Source organism: Tumidithrix elongata BACA0141, from assembly GCF_036349135.1.
GTDB lineage: Bacteria > Cyanobacteriota > Cyanobacteriia > Pseudanabaenales > Pseudanabaenaceae > Tumidithrix > Tumidithrix elongata.
Genome location: NZ_JAZBJZ010000023.1, coordinates 42,344 through 54,340 on the forward strand (window position 1 = coordinate 42,344; position 11,997 = coordinate 54,340).

General features: G+C 46.3%; 7 protein-coding genes. 5 read left to right on the forward strand and 2 right to left on the reverse strand.

The window, feature by feature from the left end; translation table 11 throughout:
- The first annotated feature begins 35 nt into the window (after nt 1-35).
- The 3 genes from V2H45_RS08065 (at nt 36) to V2H45_RS08075 (ending at nt 3,169) form a co-directional block, all read left to right on the forward strand.
- Entirely contained in the window at nt 36-998 is a 963-nt protein-coding gene (locus V2H45_RS08065; RefSeq protein WP_330483118.1) for a filamentous hemagglutinin N-terminal domain-containing protein, read from the forward strand.
- Between the two features lie 48 nt (nt 999-1,046).
- Nucleotides 1,047-1,481 (forward strand): hypothetical protein, encoded by a 435-nt coding sequence (locus tag V2H45_RS08070; protein ID WP_330483119.1) that lies wholly within the window; start codon nt 1,047-1,049, stop codon nt 1,479-1,481.
- Between the two features lie 101 nt (nt 1,482-1,582).
- Entirely contained in the window at nt 1,583-3,169 is a 1,587-nt protein-coding gene (locus V2H45_RS08075; RefSeq protein ID WP_330483120.1) for a ShlB/FhaC/HecB family hemolysin secretion/activation protein, read from the forward strand.
- Here the strand turns inward: V2H45_RS08075 and V2H45_RS08080 are convergent.
- Both V2H45_RS08080 and V2H45_RS08085 read right to left on the reverse strand, forming a co-directional pair.
- The gene (locus V2H45_RS08080; RefSeq protein WP_330483121.1) at nt 3,138-5,693 is read right to left on the reverse strand and encodes a two-partner secretion domain-containing protein; all 2,556 of its coding nucleotides are present in this window, start codon (nt 5,691-5,693) and stop codon (nt 3,138-3,140) included. The genes V2H45_RS08075 and V2H45_RS08080 overlap by 32 nt on opposite strands.
- Before the next feature lie 134 nt (nt 5,694-5,827).
- A complete protein-coding gene (locus V2H45_RS08085; protein ID WP_330483122.1) occupies nt 5,828-8,377 on the reverse strand; it encodes a CHAT domain-containing protein in 2,550 nt (849 codons plus the stop codon).
- A gap of 297 nt (nt 8,378-8,674) precedes the next feature.
- Between V2H45_RS08085 and V2H45_RS08090 the strand changes: the two genes are divergently transcribed.
- Together V2H45_RS08090 and V2H45_RS08095 are read left to right on the forward strand one after the other, a co-directional pair.
- Nucleotides 8,675-9,388 (forward strand): DUF928 domain-containing protein, encoded by a 714-nt coding sequence (locus tag V2H45_RS08090; protein ID WP_330483123.1) that lies wholly within the window; start codon nt 8,675-8,677, stop codon nt 9,386-9,388.
- Between the two features lie 17 nt (nt 9,389-9,405).
- The gene (locus tag V2H45_RS08095) at nt 9,406-11,934 is read left to right on the forward strand and encodes a CHASE2 domain-containing protein (RefSeq protein ID WP_330483124.1); all 2,529 of its coding nucleotides are present in this window, start codon (nt 9,406-9,408) and stop codon (nt 11,932-11,934) included.
- The last annotated feature ends 63 nt before the right edge of the window (nt 11,935-11,997 follow it).

Here is an 11,997-nt window from a genome sequence, read left to right on the forward strand (position 1 = left end):
GCTCCTTTCCTAAAGCTTGGCTCAAGCCCTACGAAATGAATGAAACACCCTTGAATACCAATCCTTTTTTATGGTGCTTACAAATTTTATGGTGCTTACAAAAGTCCAAGCGCAGCCTTCGGACAATTACATCAATTACATGTGGATTGGTTGGCAGTTTAGTGTTTCCCTTGAGTGCTTTTACCCAGCCCGTATCGGATGGCATCACTGGAACGCAAGTTACCCCAAATCTTACCATTAATGGAATTCCTAGCGATCGCATTGATGCGGGCACGCAACGGGGGGGCAACCTCTACCATAGCTTTACGAAGTTTGATGTTGCCAATAATCGCGGTGTATATTTTAGTAATCCATCTGGGGTCACCAATATTTTTGCCCGCGTGACTGGCGGGACAAATTCCAATATTCTGGGTCGATTGGGAGTTCTGGGTAGTGCTAATTTGTTTCTGCTCAACCCCAAAGGTATTATTTTATCCCCGAATGCGAGTTTGGATGTTACTGGCTCTCTTGTTCTGACATCAGCCGATCGCATCTACTTTGCCGATGGGACAACCTTTAGTGCGGTCAGCCCTGAGCCTACGTCCTTATTGACTTCTAGCATCCCGATCGGCTTGGGCTTTGGTAATAACGCTAGAAACGTTCAATCCAATGCCTTAGAAAGCCAATTTGCTGCTCCACTAACGATCATTCCCAAAAATGGCGGTGATTTTCTAGTTAGCAATGGTTTGTTGACGGCACCTAGCGGAAAAATCCAGCAAGGTAATGGGAATAGTTCAGTGGGTATTATCCTGCAAACTCCTAGTACAGCAAGCAACAACAGTTCGATCTTTTTGAATGGACTAGGGGCAAGTGGCTTGCGTCTTTTCTTTAGCGGTCAATTTGCATTGCTCTTTAGTGCATCAAATGCTGGAGGTGGATCCGGAGCCACAACCATTACCAATCTGATTAGCAATAGGGCACCTCTATTAATTGGCTTATTCTCAATAAAAAGAACCTGAAAGCCTTGATGCTTCGTCTGTATTCTCAATTATTTTGAATTTTTAGAGGTGCCCAATATCCTTGTATTTCGAGAAGCAGAATATTTGGATTTAGCAGACTATCTTAAATTTGCATTGTTATTAGGCAATTATCAGAAAGATAATATTCTTATTACAAATAGTTGTTTGGCAAAGCGCAATGCCACGCAGGGCAGTTTTGTCGTTACTGGAGTGGGTGGTTTACCCTATAATCCTTACAACCGATTTGTGGGTGAGTATCATGTAACATCAATCCAAGGCTTGCCGCATATCCAAGTCAAACCCTCGCCAAAACCAGATGCTGACCCGCGATCGCCTTCATCTAGTTGGCAATGGCAAGTAGGCGATCCAATTGTCGAAATGCGGGGATTAACCAAGACCGCAAGTGGGCAGATTTTGCCTGTCATTACATATGCCGATGCAACTGCTTTGGGATGCCTGCCAGATCGAGTTCGCCAACCATGAGTTAACTATCGAGCAGAATCCTCATTCTGTGACGAACTGACTTAGTTTACGTATTTTTTGCAGCCCCAGTTATGTATTTGGGTAATATGCCTTTTTGACCTATGAAGTTGGATAAGTTATGGCTCTTGTTCTTTGCCGCTCAAATAAACTTCGCAACTGTAGTTAGCGCTCAGAACATTCCTCCAAATCCTCCCGCGATCGCCCCAGAGGTAGCTGTAACTGTTCGCAAGATTGAAGTGCTGGGCAGTACAGTCTTTTCCCAACAGGAATTACAGCAAGAAGTCGCTTCTTTTTTAGGCAAGTCATCCACCACGCAGGATTTATTGGCGATTCGTGCTGCCATTACCGATCTCTATACCCGTAATGGCTATCTAACGTCGGGAGCATTTCTACCCGCACAAAACCAAGATTTTACAAAGGGCATCGTTCGCGTTCAGGTCGTAGAGGGCGAATTGGAACGCATTGATATTATCGGACTATCCCATTTACAGGAGGACTACGCGCGATCGCGTCTAACACAAGCGGGTACGCGCCCAGTCAATATCCGCAGCCTCGAATCAAGTTTGCAGCTCTTACAAATCAATCCCTTGTTTAGTTCTGTAAAAGCTGAACTAAAAGCAGGAAGTAGCGTCGGTCGTAATATTTTGACCGTGCAGTTGTCGGAAGCAAATCCTTGGATCGGTTCGCTGACACTAGCTAATATTGAGTCCCCTAGCGTTGGGGATACGGGTCTATATGGCACTGTGGCAACGCGAAATCTCAGTGGCTTGGGCGATCTATTGAGAATCGATCTAGGGGGTACGGAAGGCACCCGCAGATATGGCGTGCGCTACGAATTGCCCATAACTGCACAATCCGATTTGTTACTGCGTTATGACTGGGATTCGAGCCGAATTATCGAACCGCCTTTTTCATCGCTCGGAATTAATAGCCGATCGCAAACTGCTTCCATCGGTTATCGCCATTTCTTATGGCGCGATCCCAACAGCGAACTTTCTTTAGGTCTGGCGCTTGACCTAAGGGAAAGCCAAACATTTTTACTCGATGATATTCCCTTCTCCTTTTCGGTCGGTTCGGAAAATGGGCGTTCGGCGGTGAGTGTTTTACGCTTTAGTCAATCTTGGTCAGAACGTACGACCAATCGAGTGTTAGACGCGCGATCGCAGTTTAATTTTGGGCTTGGCATTTTTGGCGCAACGGTGAATGACTCGGGAACAGATGGCAGATTTTTTAGCTGGCAAGGACAATTTCAGTGGGTACAAGCACTAGGAAAGGACTTTATCTCAATCGTCCGATTGGGGACACAACTCACCGACAATTCGCTTTTACCGCTCGAACAGTTTGGCATTGGCGGCAGTGAAACCGTGCGTGGCTACCGCCAAAATCTGGGTGTTGGCGATAGTGGAGTGCTCGGTACGGTCGAATTTCGCATACCCTTGTTACGCGATCGCGCGCTAGGCTTGGTACAAATCGCTCCGTTTTTCGATATTGGTCGGGTTTGGAGTAGCCGCAATAGCGATATTCCTCCTAGTACGCTATCCAGTGCGGGCATCGGTCTACATTGGAATCCTCACCCCAATGTGCGGGTAAAGTTAGAGTGGGCAACACCGCTAACTTCTGTCAACAACCTCGGAAGTGGAACCCAAACCCAAAGCCTTAATTTTTTGTTGCAGGTGACGGGTTTTTAGGATTTGGAGGACATAGCAACGCGATCGCCTCGGCATAGGAAACCACGGGTAAAATTTCTCCGCTACTTGTCTTCGCTAAACCTCGCACCTCCACAATTGGATCGCCTGGTTGCCATTGTCGGTTATCCTGTGGATTCTTTAAAGAGTTAGGGGGTAAGGAGCTAGGGCTTAAAGAATTAGGATTTAAAGAGTTAGGATTTGTGGAGGGTGAAAGGGAACTTGCCAAGTCGGGAATTGGCTGAATCGGTGTCACAGGATATCCCCCCACAAAACGATTGTAAGGATTGTCGGGCAATCCGCCTGCCCCCGTTACGACAAAGCTACCCTGGGTGGCATTGCGCTTTGCCAAACAACTGTTTGAGACTAGGGTATCGACCTTGACGAATTCGAGCGATGGCGAGACAAAAGCATTTTTAGAAGTTAGATCGAGGTTCGAGACAGATACAATCCCGCTAATACCCAGTGTAGAACTGGCTGTAATCGAACTATCAGGCGCAAAAAACAAGCCTTGTGTCCTAATAAAAATATTGCCACCAGTCCCCATAAATGCGTTCGCATTAATTTGGCTTCCTTCTACACCCACGATTAGCCCTGCATCGATTGTAATGTTGCCGCCATTTCCCGTTCCCCCCGCAGTGGCTAAAATTTGACCGCCTCGCAACAAAAGCAGGTCGCGCACCTGTAAGTTAATATTGCCGCCTCGCCCCAAAGCAGTTGCAGCTGTGATGCTACCGCGATCGCTGACTAAGATGGTATTGGCATTCACGCTTAAATTCCCAGCCACACCCATACCATCATTGCTAACAGAAACCCTTGCACCATTGGTTACTTCTAGTTTGGGCGTATTGATAGTTAACTCGCCAGAATTACCGACTAAAGGCAATGTCACACCAATAAGTTGCTGTAAAGAGGGATCGAGCGCATTTGCTGAAGAAATAATCAAACTGGGATTGCGGGAATTCGGTACAGTACCGCTGACTAAAATTTGTTCAGAAGCATTGACCGTCAAACTGCCAGCCGAACCAACAGCGGCAGTGGAAGCATCGAGTCTACCACCATCTAAAACAGACAATAGACGCGTGTTGATAGTTACGTTACCAGCATTGCCCAGTGTGAGCGTTGAAGCAGAAATTGCACTGGGGATAAAGAGCGTCGGGACAAACCCTTGAAGTTTGATGGAATCAGCTTGAATGTTAATATTCCCACCATTACCCGTTCCCACTGCGGTCGTCGTGAAGATTCCCCCGTTTAATATTTGAAATTGCTTTGTGGAAACACTTAAATCCCCTGACTTTCCATTCGCGAAGGATAAGGAATTCACTGTACTTGTAACAATATTATTGCCAAGCGCACTCGCACTAAAACCATCGATAGAAAAAGAATCTGATATGTTGAAACTGATATTTCCACCGTTGGCATTGCTATAGGAACGCGTAGCAATGCCTGTACCATTAGCGATCGCCAGTTGTTTCGCCGAAATCAAGATAGAGCTACCTGCACCCGAGCCTAAAATTTCACTTCTAATATTTCCAGCTTCAATAGAGCCTGTGGCATTAAGGATAATATTCCCTGCGGGCAGATTGCTAAAATTTTGAGATAAAATATCTGAACCGCGCAAGTACATATTTTCTGCTTGTAACTGAATCAATCCACTGGCGTTTAGCCCTGCGGTAGATCTGGCTTCGATGGTGCCAAAACTTGTGATATTACTGTAGTTTAGCGTCGTGTCTTTGTTTAATCCGACAATTCCTCCTCGCACGCTACCTAGCTCGATCTTGCCGTTAGGAGCGGTTAAAATGCCTCCATCCAAAAGAATATCGCCACCAATTAGAGCAATGGTCTGTCCAGGCTTAACTTTTAGACCATCAGGAGAATTTGTCGTATTAATTGGACTAAAGATTGACTGTGCTACAAATTGATTCCCTAAGCCTTGGACTCTAATCTGTCCGGGATGGGAGCCAAAACCAAGACCGATCGGAATGCTAGAAGTCAATAACGAACACAGTTCGGGATTGATGGCGCTAAAGGTCGTACCATCCGCAAAGTGGATACGATCGGCTGAAGTCACAAATAGAGAGCCGCTCAAATCTAAACTTGAATTAGATCCAAAAAGAATGCCCTGAGGATTGAGCAAAAACAGATTGGCATCTCCTAACACACCCAGTCGCCCGAGGATCGTAGAAGCCGTACCACCCGTCACGCGGGCAAAAATATTCGTAACGCTAGACGGATTGCTGAAATATACACCCCGTCCGCCTACCACATCAAAGCGGCTAAAGCTATGGAAGAGATTATTCGCTCTCTGAGTTCCACCATCAATGCGATCGCTAGGAATTCCATTAATGGTGAGATTGGGTGTAACCAACGTCCCAGTTGTGCCATCGGATATGGGCTGCGCCAGAGCGATCGATGGTTTGCATAATAAATTCCCAACAAAGCTTAAACCCAAAACAAATATCCCACTTGCGATCGCCTGTGAGACCAGATTTGAATTTTTACAGTAATAGATTCGCAAAAAAATCATGCTTGCATGTTTCACGGCATCTTGTGATGTTCGTGTCTTCCCCCCTACACCATCATAGTGCCACATTCTCCTATCGATTTAAACTTCATGCAGCTTTACATTTTAGTAAAGACTTCCATCTCACAGAGTCAAGTCTAATTTCCTACCAAAATAAATGGCGACCAGATCGCAGGATGGCCGCTATAGCTGGTAATACTCTTGATTTGGGCGCGTTGCAATGCCACGGCTTTCGTTACGCCCGGTTTACGCAATTCACGATAAAAATCTGCCATCAAAGGGACTACATCCTCATCATTCACTGCCCAAAGCGGTGCAAGCACGCTTTTTACACCCGATCGCAGTGCCATGCCTGCTAATCCTAAGGTTGCGCGGTTATCCCCCTCTGCGGTCTGACAGGCGCTTAAAACCAATAGTTCGATGGAACTAGCACTAGAACGTAATAGCGTTTCCAATTGCTCTAGGGAAATTTGGCGATCGAATGCCTGAACGAATGTTGCGTTTTGTGTAGTCCCAAACTTAGCATGGGATGCAATATGGACAACCGTAAAGCCTTCTTTGATTTTGCGTTCTAAGGTTTCAAAGGTAAAATCGCGATTTAGAAATTTCTCGCCGCCGATTAAGTTGTTAATTTCTTGAAGTTCCGCAGGCACACTTGGCAAGGCTGTAAAGGGCGAAATCGCTTCGCTGAGTCCAAAGGAAATCAGTCGTAGCTGAGGTGAATCTGTGGATGCGCTGGAAAGATTTGTGCCTAACAGAGAAACAATGGGATATTTTTGAATTAAGAATTGCTTGCCGTCATGTAACGCTGCCATTGGAATGCTTCGCAAAGCCCCATCATTAATAAATACCAGTAAATCGATCTGCGATCGCGCTAAATCTGCCTCCATCGGACGGATCAGTAAATTATAAATTTCTTGAGAAGGCAAAGGATATTCGTCAGTGGCGATATTTTCTAAGGCAAAACGAAAGGACTTTATTTTTTTAACCAACTGCTCCTGCGATCGCTCGATCTGATAGGTCTTGAGCGTGCCATCGGGTAAGCGTAGAACCATGTAAGTTTGGCGCTCGAGGATAATGGAATAGACGAAGGCGGCTTTTTGTTGCCCAAAAATTTGCTCGACTTGACGCACTGCCTGAATTTCTAAGCATTCATCTCCAAAAAAGTTTTGTAATTCCGATAAACGCAACAGTTCGGAAACTTGCAGAGCTTCTTCGATCTGACGATTGCGAGTGGGCGATTCGGGCGTTGCCAACAGCAATTCCATCAACTCACGATAGACTGGCTCGACTTCATCGCGCACGTCAAATTGAAAACTACGATCGGCGTCGATCAGATCGCTGCGAATGCTTTGTAAGGATGCGATCGCTTGTCGATAAGCGACCATTGCATCTTGATGTTTTCCTTGAGCTTTATAAATCCTGCCTGCTTGCCACTGCCAGCGATAGAGGCTATCTCCCGCATTAATTTGTTGCGCGATCCATTGAGCGCGATCGGTAAAGGTCAGTGCTTGCGCCAGTTCGCCGCGCAGTTCGTAAATTCGACCTAGCGAACCTAGGGCAAAGGATTCCGATCGGCGATCGCCAATGATTTGGGCAGTCGCGATCGCGTTTTCGAGGGCAGCCATCTCTTGGGTAGATGGAGTTTTAGGGTTCAGTGGTGGAGAGAGAGAAGCCAGATCGATCAGGGCTTGGACTTTGTCGCGGGAAGGAGGGATTGCTGCAAGCATCGCGGCGGCTTCCTGTTGATAGCTAGCAAACTCTTCGTTTTTAGTATCTCTGAGAAGGTGGGCAAGATTGAGCAGAACTTTTACCCTAAACAGCGGATCGGGATGTTGGAGCTTTTGGTTGAGACCGCGATCGTAGGCACTGCGAGCTTCTGCTAAATCGCGATCGCGTAGTTCTTTGAGGCGTGCTACCTCTATCCGTTCTCCCTCATCTGTTGCTGATTGGATCTGGATATTGTAACGCTCTGCCCGTTTGGCTAAGGTATTACCGACATTTAGCCATCCCAACGCTAAGGATTTGGAATTTTCTGTAAGTGTAGATGCGAGGTTCATCCCCTCCTGATAGAAGGTCAGGGCTCGATCGTAGTCACCCGCAGCCAAGTAGGCATTCCCAAAAGCTCCTTGGGTGGCGATCGCTAGTTGTTGGTATTCTGGACTCTTAGCTGATTGTGCTAACAGGGTTGTTACCGATCGCAGTAAGTCGATTGCCTGTCGATGTTGACCGATCGCAGTATAGACCTGTGCTTGGTCGATCGTTACCTGGGTTAGTTTCGCGCGATCGCTCGGGTCGTTAGAGGCTTGATAAATGGTTTGATAGATTTTAATCGCCTGTTGCCATTGCGCGATCGCCTCAGACATCTGCCCGACTTGACGATAGGCAATCCCCAAATTGCTATGAAGTGCCGCTTTGGTTGGAGGACTTGTCACCTGTTCCAGTATTTGCAACCACAGGGCGATCGCTTCGCGAAACTGTCCTTTCTGATAAAAAGACTCCGCCTGTTGGCTCGTACCTTCAGTTTCTGCCCAAGCTTTTGCATTTGGCAGGGTTGGATAAATGAAAATAACATTTAGCGAAGCGATCGCTAGTCCCAACCAAAATAGAGAGCTAGGATGATTTTTGGAACGAAATTTGGAACGATATGGTCGCAAGTAGATCGTTGAATTCAATGGGATCTTCATAGATATCTGTAGCAATAAATTTAGACAATTAATTGCTACAGAAGATTTGATTGCTTTAGAGTTCAATCCGAGATAAATATATTGTAGACTGGGATTGTAACCTACACAGTTTATGGTTTTCAATCAGGTTTTCATCGTTTTTCTATTGAGAATTTAGTCATAAAATTTATCTTTGAGTTCAAATTCTAAAATTTTGTAGGTTCTTAGTAGTTCAGTTCGATCGGTCAATAAACATCCAAAGTAACAGACAATCGGATGTGTTTAGGGCTAAGACATCTAAAAATTATGAGGTGGGTAATGACTCCTATACTAAAAAAATTACATCTTCAGGCTTCAATGGGTCTAGCGGGAGCTCTGCTGGTCGGTTTGTGTGAGCCGGGGATTTTGTTTGCAAATACTGAGCAGGGATATGTGCCTCCTGCTGGTCGCTCTCGCCCACAGCGCACTCAAGGAGGGGGCGCTAGAGGATGCCCCAACGCTCAGCCTGTCAGCCTACAGTTGCTAATTCCTAACGATCATACTGCTCGCACGATCGCCGCCCGTCCCACCTTTGCTTGGTATCTCTCTGCAGTACCCTCGATGCCGTTGCAATTTGCCCTGACTGAAACAGGTGCAGCCCAGCCTATTTTCGTCAAGGAGCTACCTGTTAAACAGGCGGGAATTATGCAATTTACCTTGCCCCCTGAGGCTGCGGAGCTACAAGTTGGCAAAGAATATCGCTGGACAGTTTCTTTGATTTGCAATCCCGAACACCCTTCCCAATCGGTTTATGCCCGTGGCTGGATCGATCGCGTTACGCCTAGCACAGAACTCAAGGAATGCCTAGCTATGGCAACATCTACCGTTCAAAAAGCTTCCGACTACGCAGGCAGTGGACTCTGGTACGATGCCCTCGCTGCTTTGTTAGATACATCTGCAAGTAGTCCCGATCGCGCCAAAGGAGCCGCACTACTCCAGTCATTACTCCACCAAGTTGGGCTCAACGAAACAGTTGCCAGCAAGTCGATGTAGCGATCGCCATTAAACCATTGAAATTCTTTAGGGCAACGCTGACACAGCAGCTAAAAAAGTGGAGTGGTCTAGCGCTCTCTGTATCGAGTGTTTCATTAATCGTCTTAGGTGTACGCTGGTTGGGGTGGTTGCAACCGAGCGAGTGGACAGCCTTTGATGTGTACATGCGTTTGCGCCCAGCCGAAGTGCCAGACGAACGGATTGTGATCGTTGGTGTCCAAGAGTCGGATATTCGCTATCTGGGTAAATGGCCCCTATCGGATGCGACCTTGGCACAATTGTTACGCCAAATCCGCGCTCAAAAGCCGAAAGCGATCGGCTTAGACTTGTATCGAGATGTACCCGTTGGTTCTGGCTATAGCGAACTCGCTGAAGTTTTTAGGACGACCCCCAATCTCCTAGGTATTGAAAAAAGTATTGGCGATCGCTACAGTCCTAAAATTTTACCGCCACCTATTTTAAAGCAGCAGGGACAGGTCGCCGCCAATGACGTAATAGTTGATGCCGATGGGAAGTTGCGGCGTGGGTTCCTTTACCCCATGGCTGAGGGTGAGGAAGAACTACCGAGTATGGGTTTGGCATTGGCATTGACCTATCTCAAAGATCGGGGTATCTCGTCGAAAACATCCAAGGATGGATTTCTACAACTCAGCAACACAGTTCTCGTACCCCTTGAAGCAAACGATGGGGGCTATGTTCGTACGGATGCGGGCGGTTATCAAATTTTGGCAAATTATCGCGGCTCGACGCTCAAATTTCGCAGCATTTCATTGGAAGATGTCCTAGAGAATCGCATTCCTGCCGATCTGATGCGCGATCGCCTCGTTCTGATTGGGGCTCAAACCCCTAGTTTAAATGACGTTTTTTACACGCCTTACAGCAGTAACTTTTCCGCCTCACCCATCCAACTTTCGGGAGTGGAGTTCCAAGCAAATCTTGCCAGCCAAATTCTTAGTGCCGTTTTAGACAACCGCCCTCTGTTCAAGACATGGAGCGAACCAGTAGAAATGCTGTGGATTGTGGGCTGGGCATTGCTGGGTGCAGGCATGGTTTGGAAAGTTCAGTCAAAGCGATCGCTTGTCATCTTCTCATTAAAAGCGATCTTGATTTTAGCGATCGGAAGCGCGATCGCGATCGGCATCACCTACATCCTCTTTCTGAATGCTTGGTGGATACCCGTTATCCCGCCCCTGCTGACGCTGGCTGGCTCAGTATTCATGATGACTGCCTGTGTCTATGTGTCACAACTACAGGAAGCCAATGCTGCCTTGGCGCTCTCAATTCAAAATCTAGAGAGAGCTAATCAACTGTTGGCTGAGTATTCTAATTCCTTAGAGGCGAAAGTAGCGGAACGCACGAGTGAATTAGATACCGCTAGGCAGCTAGCTGATGCCGCGAATCTTGCTAAAAGCGAATTTCTTGCCAATATGAGCCACGAGTTACGCACCCCCCTGAATGGTGTTTTGGGCTACGTGCAATTATTGGAATTCTCTAATAAATTAAACGATCGCGATCGTAAAAGCGTCAGGATTATCAAGGAATCTGGCAATCACCTCTTGGACTTGATTAATGACGTGCTCGATCTTGCCAAAATTGAATCCCGCAAAATGGAACTTCTGCCGACAAATGTGCAGTTACTGACATTTTTGGATAGTGTCAAAGAGTTTTGTCTTATGCGATCGCAAGAAAAACAGATTGAGTTTATCTATCAGCTCGATCCTTCCCTACCTGAAGTTGTGAGATTTGACGAACGGCGGCTACGACAGGTGTTACTCAATCTGGTTGGTAATGCCTTTAAATTTACCGATCGCGGCTCAGTCTGCTTGAAAGTTGATGTTCTAAGTCAAAAGGAATCTTCAGTGAAGATGCGCTTTCAATGCCAAGATACGGGTATCGGCATGACGCTAGAACAGATGGAGAAAATTTTTCAGCCCTTTGAGCAGGTAAGCGCTCCAACCCATCGTACGGGAGGAACAGGTTTAGGCTTAACGATTAGTCAAGAAATCGTCAAGGTGATGGGCAGTGCGATCGAGGTCAAGAGTACGTTTGGTAAAGGGAGTACATTTTGGGTGGATCTGGAAATCCCTGTTGTAAAAGGGACAGAAGGTTTCCTCCTTTCTCAAGAAAAACAAATTACAGGTTATCTGGGCAAAAAACAGATAATTTTAGCGATCGACGATAAACTGCACAATCGTTCCATCATCACCCAACTTTTAGAACCTATTGGCTTTGAGGTTATTGAGGCAAGTAGCGGTCAAGAAGGTTTAAGCAAAGCCATAGAAAGACAGCCCGATCTAATCTTGGTAGACCTTTGGATGCCCGAAATGGATGGATTTGAGATGGTTGCTCAACTGCGACAGCACCCTGATTTCAAAACACTTCCAATGATTGCATGGTCGGCAAGTGTCTTAGAAAGCGATCGCCAGAAAAGTTTTGAAGTGGGATGCAATGATTTTCTCGACAAACCTTTACAGTTCCAAAATCTAATTTCTATGCTAGAGCATTATCTCAAACTTCAATGGAATTATCATAGTGATTTGCTTTAGTAACATAGGGGCACCTCTAAAAATCAGTCAGAGACGAAAAACGAAAATAAAAAGAGAGAAGAA

Bases quoted from the DNA above. Each gene is read 5' to 3' on its own strand.
- V2H45_RS08065 (WP_330483118.1), top strand. From the start codon at position 36: ATGAATGAAACACCCTTGAATACCAATCCTTTTTTATGGTGCTTACAA.
- V2H45_RS08075 (WP_330483120.1), top strand. From the start codon at position 1,583: ATGAAGTTGGATAAGTTATGGCTCTTGTTCTTTGCCGCTCAAATAAAC.
- V2H45_RS08080 (WP_330483121.1), bottom strand. From the start codon at position 5,693: ATGATTTTTTTGCGAATCTATTACTGTAAAAATTCAAATCTGGTCTCA.
- V2H45_RS08085 (WP_330483122.1), bottom strand. From the start codon at position 8,377: ATGAAGATCCCATTGAATTCAACGATCTACTTGCGACCATATCGTTCC.
- V2H45_RS08090 (WP_330483123.1), top strand. From the start codon at position 8,675: ATGACTCCTATACTAAAAAAATTACATCTTCAGGCTTCAATGGGTCTA.